Here is a 14,504-nt window from a genome sequence, read left to right on the forward strand (position 1 = left end):
TATACGTTCGGTTCAACCGGTGCCGGTCCGGATTTGTTCCACGCAGACGGGAGGCAGTGGGAACCAGCGCATGCGCTCGAAGTCGGCCGGCAGCCCGGTGGGACCGTCGTCCAGGAGGCCGCGGCCGGCGGCGAGCACCGCGCGGGCGCGGGCGAGCTGCCCGGCCAGCGCCTCCTCGCCCAGCCGCCGGTGGCCGGGCAGCGGGGCGGTCAGCAGGCCGTCGGCGCCGAAGCGCACGTCCGTCAGCCGCAGCGGGGGTCGCGCGGGGCCGCGGTGATGGCGCCACTGCCCGGTGTGCGGATCGAAGCGGTAGTCGGGCAGCAGCCGGTGCCCGTGCACGGCGATCAGGTCGACGGCGTCGATGAGGTAGTCGCGGACGGTGTCGCTGATGAAGTAGTTGAAGTTGACGCGGACCCAGCCGGGTTTGATGCCGTCGCAGCCGCGGGCGACCTCGTCGAGCAGGGCGTGCGAGGTGGGGGAGTCGATGGCGAGCAGGCGGTGGCCGTAGGGGCCCGCGCAGGAGCAGCCGCCGCGGGCCTGGATGCCGAAGAGGTCGTTGAGCAGGGCGACGACGTAGTTGTGGTGCAGGTAGGCGCGCTCGCCGTGGCGGACGCGGAAGGAGACGATGGACAGGCGGCGGGCGTGGTGGTTGCCGAGGATCTCGATGCCCGGGTTGCGGTCCCAGCGCGTCAGCGCCCGCCGCCAGTGGCGCTCCTCGGCGGCCTGGATGGCGTCGGTGCCGACGGCCTGCTTGAGGGCGAAGACCAGTCCGGCCCGGATGGACTCCACGATCGCCGGGGTGCCGCCCTCCTCGCGGGCCACCGGATCGTCGAGGTAGCGGTGACCGAGCGGGTCCACGAAGGCGACCGTGCCGCCGCCGGGCGCGGTGGGCACCGGGTTGTGCACCAGCTCGCGCCGCACCACGAGCACCCCGGGCGTCTGCGGGCCGCCGACGAACTTGTGCGGGGACATGAACAGCGCGTCCTTGTGGTCCCCGGCGCCCGGCGCGCTCGGTGCCACCCGGATCGGGATGTACGGTGCGGCCGCCGCGTAGTCCCAGAAGGACAGGGCGCCGTACGCGTGGAGCAGACGCGCGACGCGGTCGGTGTCGGTGAGGATGCCGGTGACGTTGGAGGCGGCGGAGAAGCTGCCGATGCGCAGCGGGCGGTCGGCGTGGCGCCGCAGCGCCGCTTCGAGCCCCGCCGGGTCGATGTGGCCGTCCGCGTCCTCGTCGATCACCACCACGTCCGCGACGGACTCGCGCCAGGGCAGCTCGTTGGAGTGGTGCTCGTAGGGGCCCACGAACACCACCGGCCGCTCGGCCGGCGGCGGCCGGTCCGGGCGGCGCAGTCCGAGGATGCCGACCAGCTTGTTGACCGCGGCGGTGGCGCCGGAGCCGCAGAAGATCACCAGGTCGTCCTCGGTGCCGCCCACCGCCTCGCGGATGATCCCGCGGGCGTCCTCGCGCAGCCGGGTGGTCTGCAGACCGGTGCTGGAACTCTCCGTGTGCGTGTTGCCGTAGCGTGGCAGCACCTGCTCGCGGACGAAGTCCTCGATGAAGTCGAGACTTCGGCCGGACGCGGTGTAGTCGGCGTAGACGATCCGCTTCGGGCCGTAGGGGCCGTCGAGCACCTCGTCGTCGCCGATGAGGCCGCTCCGGACGCGCTCCACCAGCACCGGCACGGCCGGCGCCGAGGCCGTGCTCATGGCTCCAGCTCGATATCGATCTCGGGCGGCTGATGCAGGGTGTTGTGGACCGTGCAGTGCGAGGCCACGGCCAGCAGGGCCGCGCGCCGCTGCTCGGAGAGCCCGGGCGGCGGGACGACGACCAGGCGCACGGAGGCGACCCGCGCCGGGCGGTCGCTGGACATGGTGAACCCCGTGCGGACCCGCAGCCCGGCGCGGGACAGGCCGTGCCGGTGGAGATAGCGGCCCGCGTAGAACGCGACACACGTGGCCAGGGAGACGGCGAAGAGCTCGGTGGGCGTCGGCGCGGTGTCCGTGCCGCCCAGCTCGGCGGGCTGGTCGACCTGGACGCGGTGCCCGCGGACGTCCACGGTGTAGGTGTCCCGCTCGACATGGGCGACCTCGAAACGATGGACCTCCCCGGCCCGTGACTGGTTCGTGCCGAGGGTCTGTGGTGCGCTGGCGGTCATGGCCGGGCCCTTCTCGGTGGTGTCGGCTGCTCCGCGTTCCAGTCGACCGCGCGCCGGGCCCGGTATCGAGAGGCCGACGGGGTGCGGACGGGGCCGTTCGGCCCTCGTGGGCGCCGGCCCGGAGATCTACCCTGCGGGGTATTTTGCCCAGGGGTTTCGTGTCGGACGGTGAGGACCGGGAGGGCCGGTGGGCGGGCCGAAGTGATACCCGGGTGGGTACGGCAGTGGGGACCAGCGGCCCATGTCCGGCCGTCATCCCCCGCACCACAGTGGGGGCATGGCCAAACACATCGTGATTCTGGGCGGCGGAACGGCCGGCACCATGACGGCGAACCGCCTGTGCCGCGCGGACGACGCGCACGAGTACCGCGTCACGGTCGTCGATCAGGATGACGACCACCTGTACCAGCCCGGTCTGCTGTTCGTGCCGTTCGGGCTCGCCGAACCGCGGCACCTGGTGCGCTCCCGGCCGCGTCAGCTGGACGCGTCCGTCGACTACAAGAGCGCGCGGATCGACCGGGTCGACCTGGACCGGCGGACGGTGCACCTGGCCGGCGGCATCCACCTGACCTACGACGTCCTCGTCGTCGCCAGCGGATCCCGGCTGCTGCCGGAGGAGACCGAGGGCCTGACCGGGCCCGGCTGGGGCGAGCGGGTCTTCACCTTCTACGACCTGCGCGGCGCGACCGCTCTGCACGAGGCACTGGAGCGCTTCGACGGCGGCCGCATCGTGATCGACGTGGCCGACCTGCCGCTCAAGTGCCCCGTGGCGCCCCTGGAGTTCGCCTTCCTGGCGGACTGGTACTTCAAGCGGCGCGGCATCCGGGACCGGGTCGAGCTGGCGTACGCCACGCCGCTCGACGGCGCGTTCACCAAGCCGGTCGCCGCGAAGGCGCTGGGCGGGCTGCTGCAGGACAAGGGGATCGAGCTGATCACCGAGTTCACGCTCGGCGAGGTCGACGGGGCCGGCGGCCGGCTGGTGTCGTACGACGAACGCGAGGTGCCGTTCGACCTGGCGGTGGTGGTGCCACTGCACGGTGGCGCCGCCTACGTGGACCGCTCCGAGGGGCTGGGCGACGAACTCGGCTTCGTGCCCGTCGACCCGCACACCCTCCAACTCCCCGGCCGCCCCGAGGTGTTCGCGATCGGCGACGCGGCGGGCCTGTCGGCCTCGAAGGCCGGCTCGGTGGCGCACTTCGAGGGGGAGGTGCTGGTGCACAACATCGGCCGCTTCCTCACCGGACAGCCGCTGGACGCCTCCTTCGACGGGCATGCCAGCTGCTTCGTGGAGACCGGCTTCCACAAGGCCCTGCTGATCGACTTCAACTACGACACCGAACCGCTGCCCGGCCACTACCCGGGCCCCGTGGGCCTGCCGCTGCTGAAGGAGTCGCACGCGAGCCACCTCGGCAAGCTCGCCTTCGAGTGGCTGTACTGGCACAGCCTGCTGCCCGGCCGGGACGTGCCCGGCATCGGCTCGGCGATGCCCGAGCGCGGCAAGACCCACGTGCCCGCCTGAGAGCACGCATCCGACGAGGGGAGAGGACCCCGCCATGCCCACCGCCACCTACGCAGACACCGACGTCCCCGTCGACGACGAAGGCTTCTTCACCGACCCCGCGCGGTGGACCGAGCCGATGGCCGAGCAGATCGCCCGCGAGCAGGGCATCGGCGAGCTGACCGACCGGCACTGGACGGTCATCCGCTTCATGCGCGCCCAGTACGCGGCCAAGGGCACCGGCCCCACCGTGCGGGTGCTCGGCAAGACCTCCGGTGTCAGCGTCAAGGAGCTCTACCAGCTCTTCCCCAAGGGACCCGCGAAGACCGCCGCGAGGATCGCCGGCATCCCCAAGCCCCGCGGCTGCATCTGAGCCGCGGCCGCAACCAGAAGGAGTACGAGCCGTCATGGCCGACACCGCAACCATCGAGAAGGTCTCGATCGTCGTCTCCAAGGGTTCGCTGGAGGGCATCTACCCGGCCCTGATCATGGCCAACGGGGCCCGCGCCGAGGGCATCGAAGCCGATCTGTTCTTCACCTTCTTCGGCCTGGAGGCGATCACGAAGAAGCACTGGGAGCACATCAAGCTGGCCACCGTGGGCAACCCCGGTCTGCACCTGCCCACCCTGCTGGGCGGTCTGCCCGGCGTGCCGGACCTGGTCACCCACTACATGGAACGCAAGATGGACAAGCTCGACATCCCGCCCATCCCCGAGTTCATCGAGATGATCGCCGACACCGGCGCGGGCATCTACGCCTGCAAGGCGTCCGTCGACCTCTTCGAACTCGACAAGGACGACCTCGTCGAGCAGGTCCAGGGCATCATCACGGTCGGCGAGTTCTACGAGCGCGCGGCCGGCAGCCAGATCATCTACACCTGAGATGACCGGCACAGGCACAGGCGCCGGAGGCGGTCTGCCGGACGGCATCGGGCGCGTGCTGGCGGTGGTCGCCCATCCCGACGACGAGTCGTTCGGGCTGGGCGGCCTCCTGGCCATGCTGTCCGACTCCGGAGTGCCGACGGCCGTCCTCTGCTTCACCCACGGCGAGGCGTCCACCCTGCACGGCAGGCCCGGCGACCTGCGCACCGTACGCGTGGACGAACTCACCCACGCGGCACGGGAACTCGGCGTCGGGCAGGTGGAACTGACCGGACATCCGGACGGCGCGCTCGCCGACGTCCCGGTGCCCCGCCTCGCGGCGGAGGTGACCCGCCTGATCGGCGAGCAGCACCCCACCCACCTGCTCGTGTTCGACACCGGAGGCGTCACCGGGCACCGGGATCACCAGCAGGCCACCCGGGCCGCGCTGCTCGCCGCCCACCGGGCCGGTGTCGCCCTGCTGGGCTGGACCCTGCCGCGGGCCGTGGCGGACCGGCTGAACACCGAGTTCGGCACCGCCTTCACCGGGCGGGACCCGGCCGAGTGCCAGGTCGTCGAGCCGGTGCCGCGGCAGCGCCAGCGCCGCGCCATCGCCTGTCACGCCAGTCAGTCGTCCGCCAACCCGGTGCTCTGGCGCCGTCTGGAGCTCCTGGGCGACCGGGAGTACCTGCGGCCCCTGGAGTGACCCCGGCCGCCGTCACCTCCGCACGGCGTGGACGAGAGCGTCGAGGGCGTCGTGGCCGACGCCCTCGGAGTCGGTCACCGGCCGGACGACCGTCTCGGCCCGCAGGATGTCGGCGTACGGCCGCCACAGGTCGGCGACCTGTCCGGCGCTGTACAGCACGCCCGGGTCCTGCGGTCCGCCGTGGCCGTGCTCGGGGTTGGCCGCGTCGTGGCCGACGAGCAACAGGTGCCCGCCCTCGCGCACGGCGGGGGCGGCCCGGCGCAGCACCTCGGCCATCCTCGGCCACGGCAGGTGCAGATAGGCGATCACCGCCAGGTCGTACGCCGCCTCCGGGGGCGCCCAGCGGGTGAGGTCGGCGTGGACGGTGCGCAGCCGGACGCCCCGCTCGGCGCCCAGCCGCTGCGCCTTCTCGAGCGCCACGGCGGAGAAGTCGACGGCGTCCACGTCCCAGCCCCGTTCCGCGAGCCAGACGGCGTTGCGTCCCTCGCCGGCGGCCAGGTCCACCGCCCGCCCGGACGGCTCGAGACCGGCCAGCTCCTGGGCGACGAACCGGTTGGGTTCGGCCTTCCAGACCAGTTCGCCGCCCCGGTAGCGCTCGTCCCAGCTCGCCGCGTCCATGCTCTTCCCCTCATCCTGCCGTGCGCGTGTCCGCACCGCCGCTGCCGCCGTCGTACGGTCCTCAGCATCGTCCCCCAGAACCCGGCCGCGACGCACGGGAGCCGGTACGGGCGGCTCAGGCGAGCGACAGGAACAGCTTCTCCAGCTGGGCCTCGCTCAGCGGCGGGACGTGTCCCTGCTGCCGTTCGGTGAGGCACTGGCGGATGCCCTCGGCCACTATCTTGAAGCCGGCCCGGTCCAGGGCGTGGGAGACCGCGGCCAACTGGGTGACGACGTCCTTGCGGTCCCGCCCCGCCTCGATCATCGTGATGACCGCGGCGAGCTGTCCCTGGGCCCGCCGCAGCCGGTTGAGCACCTCGGCCCACGATTCCGCTTCCCCGTTCACGACGCTCACGACGTCCATGTCGTCCACCGGATGCCTCCTCGGGGCCGGGTTGTCGCTCCTGCTGGTGCCGGATCGCTGCGTGGTGCGGGTGAACGGCTCGCATGCTCCGGCGACGGACGGGTCAGGCGCCGGCCGGCGCGGGCTCGGCGAGCCAGGCGCCGTAGCCGCCGAGCAGGTCGGAGACGTCGGTACGCCCCTGGTGGCGCAGCAGGCTCGCGGCGATGGAGGAGCGGTGACCGCCCGCGCAGTGCACGACCAGGGGCCGCCCGGCGGGGATCTCGTCGCCGCGGCGGGCCAGTTCGGCCAGCGGGATGTGCAGCGAGCCCTCGATGAGGCCCTCCTCGCGCTCGGCGGTGTTGCGCACGTCGAGCACCAGCGGCGGTTCGTCCCCGTCCAGCAGCCGGCGCAGTTCCTCGGCGGTCAGGCGGCTGGCCGGCTCCAGTTCGCCGGCCAGGTCCGGGAAGGCGCCCTCGGGCTCGCGCAGATAGCCGCCGACCTTGTCGAAGCCGATCCGGGCCAGCCGGGTGACGACCTCCTCCTCGCGGTCCTGGGGAGCGATGACGATCACGTCCTGCTCGGGGGCGACGACCATGCCCGCCTGCTCGGCGAAGCGGCCGTCCGCGGGCACGTTGACAGAACCGCGCAGGTGCCCCGGCGCGAAGTCCTGCGGCGAACGGGCGTCGAGCACGACCGCCCCGGCCGCGCGGCGCCGCATGAACTCCTCCACGGACAGCGGCACGGGTGCGGCGGCGGCGTCGAACAGGCCGTGCTCCTTGCGGTTGAGGATGGCGTCGTAGACGAAGTAGGCGGGCGCGGAGGGCTGTCCGGCCGTGACCAGTTCCACGAACCTCTCCTCGCTCATCGGCCGGCAGGCGTAGTTGGTGGCGCGCTGCTCGCCGATGGTGGACTGGCGCTGGGTGGAGAGGTTCTTGCCGCAGGCGGACCCGGCGCCGTGGGCGGGGAAGACGCGGACGGCGTCCGGCAGCGCCATCAGCTTGTGCTGGATGGTGTCGTAGAGCATGCTGCCGAGTTCGTCGGCGGTCACGCCGATCGAGGCCAGCAGGTCGGGGCGGCCGACGTCGCCGATGAAGAGCGCGTCGCCGGTGAGGACCCCGTAGGGGACGGTGTCGTCCTTGTGCTCGTACACCAGCACGCTGATCGACTCCGGTGTGTGGCCGGGGGTCTCGAGGATCTGCAGCTGGACGTCGCCGAGGACGATGCGTTCGCCGTCGACCAGCTTGTGGATGGGGTATTCGGCCTCCGCGCGCTGCCCGTAGCCGATCCAGGCGCCGGTGCGGTCGGCGAGTTCGAGGTGGCCGGCGAGGAAGTCGGCGTGGAAGTGGGTGTTGACGACGGCCTCGATGGTGAAGCCGTGGGCGGCCGCGTCGGTGAGGTACTCGGAGACGTCGCGGCGCGGGTCGACGACGACGGCCTTGCCCGTGGTCTCGTCGGCGATCATGTACGACGCCTGGGAGAGGCAGTCGAGGTAGTACTGGGCGAAGAACATGGTCGGAAGACCTCCGTATCGGAAGGTTGGGTCACGCGGGGGTGTGCGGAAGGGGTCGGCCCGCCCTCGCCGGAGAGCGGGGTGGCCGGCCCGGGCGGGGGGTGCCCGGGCCGGCGACGGTCACAGACGGCCGGTGAGCATGCCGTGCCAGTACACGGGCGGCAGGCCGTACCGCTTGAACGCCCACATCGTGCGCCGCTCCTTGAAGGGGTCGATCAGCGGGAAGCTGGGCGTGGGATTGAGGTCGTAGTCGAACTCGGCGAGCAGCATCCGGTCGCGGGCGGTGACCAGCGGGCAGGAGGTGTAGCCGTCGTAACGGTGCGAGGGGGAGCGTCCCTTCATCACCTCGAGCAGGTTCGCGGCCACGACCGGGGCCTGTTTGCGCACGGCCGCGCCGGTCTTGGAGGTGGGCAGGTTCGCCACGTCGCCGAGGGCGAAGACGTTGTCGTGGTGCGGGTGCTGGAGGGTGTGCTTGTCGGCGGCGACGAAGCCCTGCGGACTGGCGGGATCGGCGAGCGGGCCCGTCTTGATCCAGTCGGGCGCGCTCTGCGGCGGCACGGCGTGCAGGAGGTCGTAGCCGATGGTCTCCTTGGTGCCGCCGGCGTGGTCGGTGATCGTGACCTCGCGGCCCGCACCGTCGACGCCGGTCATCTCGGAGCGCAGCCGGACCTCGATGCCGTAGCGGTCGGCCACCTGCTCCAGGACCCGCGTCCAGGCGGGCACCTTGAACAGCGCCGGGTCGGGAATGACGAGGACGATCCGGATGTCGTCGAGGACCCCCCGCCGGCGCCAGTGGTCGGCGGCCAGGTAGGCGATCTTCTGCGGGGCGCCGCCGCACTTCAGCGGGGTCGCCGGGTGGGTGAAGACGGCCGTGCCCGAGCGCATCTGGCGGATCAGCTCCCAGGTGCGCGGGGCGTACTCGGGCGCGTAGTTGCTGCTCACCCGGTCGTGGCCGACGGCCTCGGCCAGGCCCGGCACGCCGTTCCAGTCGAGCTGGATCCCGGGCGCCACGACCAGGTACTCATAGGCGAGTTCGGCGTCCCCGGACAGGGTCACGGTGCGGGCCTCGGGATCGACGGCCAGGGCCCGGCGGCGGATCCAGCGCACGCCGTCCGGTATCACCGACCCCTCGGGGCGGCGCGTGGTGCGCAGGGGTGCCTGCCCGCCGCCGACCAGGGTCCACAGTGGCTGGTACCAGTGGGTGTCGGACGGTTCGATCAGGGTGATGTCGGTGAGGCCGGCGCGGCGCAGGCGGGCGGCGACACTGATTCCGGCGCTGCCGCCGCCGATGACGGCGACGCGGTGACGCCCGGAGATCGGTGCGTCGGTGGGGGAGGGGGTGGCGGCCATGGCGGTGCTCCTTTCCAAGTGGTCGCTGCCGGTGTCGTACGGGCCGAAGGATCGGCGGTCGGGTGCCGGGCGGAGCCCGAACGGGGATGGGTTCAGGCCGCGCGCTCGTGGCGCCCGGCTGCGATCGGCCGCCCGGCACGGACCCAGGCGCCGGTGCCGCCGGTGACCGAGTAGGCGTCGATGCCGCGGGAGTTCATCCAGTCGGCGGCGGTCCTGCTGCGGTTGCCGCTGGCGCAGATCACGAAGACCGGCCCGCCGGAGGGCAGTTCCTCGTGGCGGACGGGCACGGTGCGCAGCGGCATCAGCCGTGCGCCGGGCACGTGCCCGGCCGCGTATTCGTCCGTCTCCCTGACGTCGACGACGAGCGCACCGTCGGCCCAGGCCGCCGCGAACGCCTCCTGTGTTACTTCACGAGCCACTTCGTTGCCTCCTCAATTACCCCGGGGGGTATCTTGCCGGCGAGCGTACGACGGTCCGAGGGGGAGCGTCAAATACCCCCTGGGGTATTTACCCCAGAGGCAACACCCGGCCCGGTGCCGACGCCCGGTGGTGCTCTCCATCCCGTCTCCACACGCACGGCACGGCGACTGCAGGCCCCGGCGCGACGGTGACGGTGCGGGAACACAGGGAGGCTCCCGCGGAACCGAGGAGGTTCGCCATGAAGCGCAACACCAAGATCGCGACGGCGGTCGCAGCGGGCGCCCTGGCCGTCGGCGGAGTGCTCGCCGTCGGCCCGGTGACCGCGGACCCGGGCGGCGCCGCTCCGGCGGCGCAGAGCGCCTCCCAGAGTGTGCTCACGCAGTCCCGGTACCAGGCGCGCCACCACGGCGGCGACACGGACGGCTCCGGCTTCCGGCACGACGGGAACTGCGCCGCGACCGCGCTCGCCCCGCAGGGCACCCTGACGGCCGCGCAGAAGACCACGCTGGCCGGCATGGCCGAGGAGGAGAAGCTGGCCCACGACCTCTACACGGTGTTCGCCCAGCGCTACGACGTGCGGATCTTCCAGCGGATCGCGGCGGCCGAGACCCAGCACCTGAGCGCCGTGCGCACCCTGCTGGACCGCTACGGCATCACCGACCCGACCGCGGGCAAGCAGGCCGGCGAGTTCACCGACCCGGCCGTCCGGGCCACCTACGACCGGCTCCTGCGCCAGGGTGAGGACAGCCTGGCCGGGGCCCTGAAGGCGGGCCGCACGGTCGAGAAGGACGACGTCGCCGCGCTGACCGGGGCGCTGTCCGGGCTCACCGCCCCGGACACCCGCCAGGTGTACGGCAATCTGCTCGACGCCTCCCAGCGCCATCTGGCGGCGTTCGAGCACTGGATCGCCGACGAGTAGACCGTGAGCAGGGCGAGCCGGAGGCGATGGTCCCGCCCGGTGCCGGGCGGGACCATCGCTCGCGGTGCGTCCCCCCACGGCTCCGCCGGCCGAAGCGGAGGGCCGGCCCGGTGGAAGGGCCGGCCCGGCCCGTTCACGGCAGGCGGATCACAACTCCTCGGCCGGCCAGTTCAGCAGCCGCGCGCCGATGACCGCGGTCTGGAGCATGTAGCGGTGGGCCGGGTCGGCCGGGTTGGCGCCGGTGAGCTGGTGGATGCGGTCCAGGCGGTAGGTCATGGCCCGCACGCTCAGGGACAGGCGGCGGGCGGCCTCGGTGGCGACGCAGCCGGAGTCGAAGTAGGCGGTGAGGGTGTCGAGGTAGGACTGGGCGCCGCCGCGGGCGCCCGTCAGGGGGCCCAGCGTGTTGACCACGAGGTCGGCCATGGCCTGCCGGTCACGGGTCAGAACGGGATAGACGAGCAGGTCGGTGGTGCGCAGGACCGGCTCGTCGAAACCGAGACGGTCCGCCATCTCCAGGGCGCTCAGGGCTTCCTCGTACGACTGAACGACCCCGCCGGGTCCCGGCTGCGGGCGGCCGATGGCGACCCGGCCGCCGTCGGTGGCGGCGTACGCCTGCTTGGCGAAGTAGGGCAGGACCTCGCTCTCGTGACCCGGCGCGACGCACAGCAGCCGGCCGTCCTTGGTGGTGAGCAGGACGTTGCGGTTGCCGAAGCGCGCGATCAGCGCCTGCTCCACCTGCCGTGACACGGGGCTGCCCTCGTCGTAGGCGGCCGGGCCCTGCGCCACGGCGACGGCGTGGGCGTGGGACAGGCGCAGGCCGAAGCGTTCGGCGCGTTCGGAGAGCCGGCCGAGGTCGCTGCGGCCGTAGAGCAGGTCGTCGATGAACTCCCGGCGGGCCGCCTCCTCCTGGCGCACGGCGAGCCGCTGGGCGCGTTCGTATCCCTCGGCGAAGGCGTCGACGACCTGCTGCACCGCGGCGAGCGTGCTGTCGGCCGAACCACGGGTGTCGGGCCACACGGCCCGGGCGGCGGCCAGGTGGGCGCCGACCAGGGCGCGCAGCCCGTGGCCGGCGTCGGCGGCCTGCTCCCCGAGAGCGCGCCGGGACTCGATCTCCTCACGGGTGAGGCGGCGGCCGGTGGCCGAGACCTCGGCCAGGATCCGGGCATAGCCGTCCAAATACTGATCGGGTATCTCCCGCTGTGTCACGCCGTCCCCCGGAATCCTGATGCCCCGGTGATGGTTTCTTAGCGGCTCACCGGCATGCAGACCCTACGCAACGCTGCCGGGAACCGGCAATGCGCGCACGCGCTCCGGCCGTGCATCATGCCGTGCGGGGAGCACTGCGGACGGTTCCGGTGCCGGGCACCGGCAGGTCCCCGGCACCGGAACCCGAACGCGGGCGGTGCCTCGTCGACACGGCGCGTACACGGGAGGGGGGCGGAGCATGCGGACGCTCATGGAGGCCGCCACCGGCTTTCCGCTCATCCTGTTCACCGCCGCCCTCGTCGTGGTCGTCGTCTTCTGGCTGCTGGTCGCGGCCGGCGTGACGCACTCCGGCAGCTTCGACGCCGACCTCGACCTGGACGCGTGGGGGATGGGCGGGGTGCCGGTGGCGGTCGCGCTGTCCCTGCTGACCGCGCTCTGCTGGATCCTCGGCGTCGGCACGGCGGTGCTGCTCACCTGGTTCGCGCCGGCGGGAGTCGTGACCGGGCTGGCGCGTCCGGTGGGAGCCGCGGCGGCTCTGTTCGCCGGCTGGTGGCTGACCCGCCTGCTCGTCTCCCGCCTGCTCGTCTCCCGCCGACCGCCGGCCCGCCTCCGCGCCTCCCGCCGGCCGCCGGCCCGCCCGTCCGTCCGGCGGGAGCGGCGAGCCGTCCCCGACGAACCCGGGCCCGCCTGCGCCGCGGCGCGCGATCGCGCCACCTGAGCCCGGCCGCTCCCGGCCGGGGGCCCGCCCCGCCCAGCTCCACCTTTCTCCCTTCCTACTTCAACTGCCTTGTGCAGCAAGGACGTATGCCATGAATGTCATCGGCGTGCTCACCGCCGCCTGCCTGCTTCTCGTCGTCGCGGCGCTGTTCGTCGTCTCGCGTCTGTTCCGGAAGGTGGAGCAGGGCAAGGCACTGATCGTGTCGAAGATGCGCAAGGTCGACGTGACCTTCACCGGACAGGTCGTCCTGCCGGTGCTGCACCGGGCCGAGGTGATGGACATCTCGGTGAAGACGATCGAGATCACCCGGGCCGGACGGGACGGGCTGATCTGCCGCGACAACATCCGCGCGGACATCCGGATCTCGTTCTTCATCAAGGTCAACAAGACCGTGCAGGACGTCATCAAGGTCGCCCAGGCCGTCGGCACGGCGCGCGCCAGCGACCCGGGCACGCTGCAGGATCTGTTCCACGCCAAGTTCTCCGAGGCGCTGAAGACGGTCGGCAAGCAACTGGACTTCACCGACCTCTACACCAAGCGCGAGGAACTGCGGTACAAGATCATCGAGTTGATCGGCGTCGACCTCAACGGCTACCACCTCGAGGACGCGGCGATCGACTACCTGGAGCAGACGCCGCTGTCGCAGCTGGACCCGGCCAACGTCCTCGACGCCCAGGGCATCCGCAAGATCACCGAGCTGACGGTCGTGGAGCACGTGCGCACCAACGAGGCGCAGCGCACCGAGGAGAAGGAGATCACCCGGCAGAACGTCGACGCCCGCGAGGCGATCCTGGAGCTGGAGCGGCGGCAGACGGACGCCGAGATCAAGCAGCGCCGCGAGATCGAGACGTCCCGGGCCCGCGAGGAGGCCGAGACCGCCCGGGTCGTGGAGGAGGAACGGCAGCGGGCCCAGAGCGCCTTCCTGCGCGCCGAGGAGCAGCTCGGCGTGCAGCGCGAGAACCAGGCCCGTGAGGTCGCCGTCGCGCAGAAGAACCGCGAGCGCGTCATCGCCGTGGAGAACGAGCGCATCGAGAAGGACCGGCTGCTGGAGGTCATCGCCCGGGAGCGGGAGACCGAACTGACCCGGATCGCCAAGGACAAGGAGGTCGAGGCGGAGAAGCGGGAGATCGCCGAGGTCATCCGGGAGCGCGTCGCCGTGGACCGGACGGTCGCCGAGCAGGAGGAGGCCATCAAGAGGCTGCGGGCGGTGGAGGAGGCGGAACGGGAGCGGCAGGCCGTCGTCATCGCCGCCGAGGCCGAGGCGCAGGAGAAGCTCGTCAAGGACATCAAGGCCGCGGAGGCGGCGGAGCAGGCGGCCACCCACCGGGCGGCCGAGGAACTCACCCTGGCCGACGCCCGGTTGAAGTGCGCCGACCTCGACGCCCGGGCCAAGCTGCGGCTCGCCGAGGGAACCCAGGCGGAGGCGGCGGCCGAGGGCCTGGCCGTGGTCCAGGTGCGGGACAAGGAGGCCGACGTCATCGAGAAGGCCGGACGTGCCGAGGCCGCCGCCACCGGGGCACGGATGCGGGCCGAGGCGGAGGGCGCGCAGGCCAGGGCGCTCGCCGAGGCGACGGCCATCGGCGAGAAGCTGAAGGCCGAGGCGGCCGGCCTGACCGAGAAGGCGGCCGCGATGGCCGCCCTGGACGAGGCGTCCCGCGGGCACGAGGAGTACCGGCTGCGGCTGCAGGCGGAGAAGGAGATCCGGCTGGCCGGTCTCGACGTGCAGCGCCAGGTCGCCGAGGCCCAGGCCACGGTGCTGGCGACCGGGCTGGAGAAGGCCGACATCGACATCGTCGGCGGCGACTCGGTCTTCTTCGACCGGCTGGTCGGGGCGATCACGCTCGGCAAGGGCGTCGACGGCTTCGTGGAGCACTCCGGGACCGTGCAGGCGCTGGCGAAGCCCTGGCTGGACGGCGCGTCGAGCTTCACCGCCGACCTCAGCGGCATCCTCGGCGGATTCTCCACGGCCGACGTGCAGAACCTGACCGTGTCCGCACTGCTGATGAAGCTCATGAAGTCCGGTGGCACCGACGCCGGGCAGCTGCAGCAACTCCTCGACCGCGCGGGCGAGCTGGGCCTCGCCGACACCCCGCTCACCGCTCTCGACGGCACGGCCGGGGCCTGATGACCCGCGGTGCCGGAGCCGCCGCACAGGGGACGG

The 14,504-nt window shown here is 72.5% G+C and carries 15 protein-coding genes; 7 read left to right on the forward strand and 8 right to left on the reverse strand.

What is annotated here, in order from left to right; genetic code table 11:
• Positions 1–12 precede the first annotated feature (12 nt).
• Both ACJ9NR_RS33665 and ACJ9NR_RS33670 read right to left on the reverse strand, forming a co-directional pair.
• A complete protein-coding gene (locus ACJ9NR_RS33665) occupies positions 13–1,707 on the reverse strand; it encodes an aminotransferase class V-fold PLP-dependent enzyme (protein ID WP_412490898.1) in 1,695 nt (564 codons plus the stop codon).
• Positions 1,704–2,156 (reverse strand): OsmC family protein, encoded by a 453-nt coding sequence (locus ACJ9NR_RS33670; RefSeq protein ID WP_412490897.1) that lies wholly within the window; start codon positions 2,154–2,156, stop codon positions 1,704–1,706. The genes ACJ9NR_RS33665 and ACJ9NR_RS33670 overlap by 4 nt, the downstream gene beginning before the upstream one ends.
• Positions 2,157–2,433: 277 nt before the next feature.
• Between ACJ9NR_RS33670 and sqr the strand changes: the two genes are divergently transcribed.
• The 4 genes from sqr to ACJ9NR_RS33690 are packed head-to-tail and all read left to right on the forward strand — an operon-like array spanning position 2,434 to position 5,220.
• A complete protein-coding gene (sqr, locus tag ACJ9NR_RS33675; protein WP_412490896.1) occupies positions 2,434–3,675 on the forward strand; it encodes a type III sulfide quinone reductase, selenoprotein subtype in 1,242 nt (413 codons plus the stop codon).
• Between the two features lie 34 nt (positions 3,676–3,709).
• On the forward strand, positions 3,710–4,027 hold the full coding sequence (locus ACJ9NR_RS33680) for a TusE/DsrC/DsvC family sulfur relay protein (RefSeq protein WP_412490895.1): 318 nt from the start codon (positions 3,710–3,712) through the stop codon (positions 4,025–4,027).
• 34 nt (positions 4,028–4,061) lie between these two features.
• The gene (locus ACJ9NR_RS33685) at positions 4,062–4,535 is read left to right on the forward strand and encodes a DsrE/DsrF/DrsH-like family protein (protein WP_412490894.1); all 474 of its coding nucleotides are present in this window, start codon (positions 4,062–4,064) and stop codon (positions 4,533–4,535) included.
• Between the two features lies 1 nt (position 4,536).
• On the forward strand, positions 4,537–5,220 hold the full coding sequence (locus tag ACJ9NR_RS33690) for a PIG-L deacetylase family protein (RefSeq protein ID WP_412490893.1): 684 nt from the start codon (positions 4,537–4,539) through the stop codon (positions 5,218–5,220).
• A gap of 12 nt (positions 5,221–5,232) precedes the next feature.
• On the opposite strand, the gene ACJ9NR_RS33695 is transcribed toward ACJ9NR_RS33690, so the two are convergent.
• The 5 genes from ACJ9NR_RS33695 to ACJ9NR_RS33715 form a co-directional block, all read right to left on the reverse strand.
• A complete protein-coding gene (locus tag ACJ9NR_RS33695; RefSeq protein WP_412490892.1) occupies positions 5,233–5,838 on the reverse strand; it encodes a class I SAM-dependent methyltransferase in 606 nt (201 codons plus the stop codon).
• Between the two features lie 115 nt (positions 5,839–5,953).
• Complete coding sequence (locus tag ACJ9NR_RS33700) at positions 5,954–6,241, reverse strand: metal-sensitive transcriptional regulator (protein WP_412491838.1); 288 nt, start codon at positions 6,239–6,241, stop codon at positions 5,954–5,956.
• A 103-nt stretch (positions 6,242–6,344) separates the two neighbouring features.
• Positions 6,345–7,730: an MBL fold metallo-hydrolase gene (locus ACJ9NR_RS33705; protein WP_412490891.1), complete on the reverse strand. Its 1,386-nt coding sequence runs from the start codon at positions 7,728–7,730 to the stop codon at positions 6,345–6,347.
• A gap of 120 nt (positions 7,731–7,850) precedes the next feature.
• Positions 7,851–9,080: an NAD(P)/FAD-dependent oxidoreductase gene (locus tag ACJ9NR_RS33710; RefSeq protein WP_412490890.1), complete on the reverse strand. Its 1,230-nt coding sequence runs from the start codon at positions 9,078–9,080 to the stop codon at positions 7,851–7,853.
• Between the two features lie 92 nt (positions 9,081–9,172).
• A complete protein-coding gene (locus ACJ9NR_RS33715) occupies positions 9,173–9,499 on the reverse strand; it encodes a rhodanese-like domain-containing protein (RefSeq protein ID WP_412490889.1) in 327 nt (108 codons plus the stop codon).
• Between the two features lie 239 nt (positions 9,500–9,738).
• On the opposite strand from ACJ9NR_RS33715, the gene ACJ9NR_RS33720 reads away from it, so the two are divergent.
• Positions 9,739–10,419, forward strand: coding sequence for a DUF2202 domain-containing protein (locus tag ACJ9NR_RS33720; RefSeq protein WP_412490888.1), 681 nt, complete (start codon positions 9,739–9,741; stop codon positions 10,417–10,419).
• A gap of 147 nt (positions 10,420–10,566) precedes the next feature.
• Here the strand turns inward: ACJ9NR_RS33720 and ACJ9NR_RS33725 are convergent, their stop codons facing one another.
• The gene (locus ACJ9NR_RS33725; protein WP_412490887.1) at positions 10,567–11,625 is read right to left on the reverse strand and encodes a PucR family transcriptional regulator; all 1,059 of its coding nucleotides are present in this window, start codon (positions 11,623–11,625) and stop codon (positions 10,567–10,569) included.
• Between the two features lie 238 nt (positions 11,626–11,863).
• On the opposite strand from ACJ9NR_RS33725, the gene ACJ9NR_RS33730 reads away from it, so the two are divergent.
• Both ACJ9NR_RS33730 and ACJ9NR_RS33735 read left to right on the forward strand, forming a co-directional pair.
• The gene (locus ACJ9NR_RS33730) at positions 11,864–12,343 is read left to right on the forward strand and encodes a hypothetical protein (protein WP_412490886.1); all 480 of its coding nucleotides are present in this window, start codon (positions 11,864–11,866) and stop codon (positions 12,341–12,343) included.
• Between the two features lie 91 nt (positions 12,344–12,434).
• Positions 12,435–14,468: a flotillin family protein gene (locus ACJ9NR_RS33735; protein ID WP_412490885.1), complete on the forward strand. Its 2,034-nt coding sequence runs from the start codon at positions 12,435–12,437 to the stop codon at positions 14,466–14,468.
• Positions 14,469–14,504 lie beyond the last annotated feature (36 nt).

This window comes from Streptomyces sediminimaris, from assembly GCF_047049295.1.
GTDB classification, from domain to species: Bacteria; Actinomycetota; Actinomycetes; order Streptomycetales; family Streptomycetaceae; genus Streptomyces; species Streptomyces sediminimaris.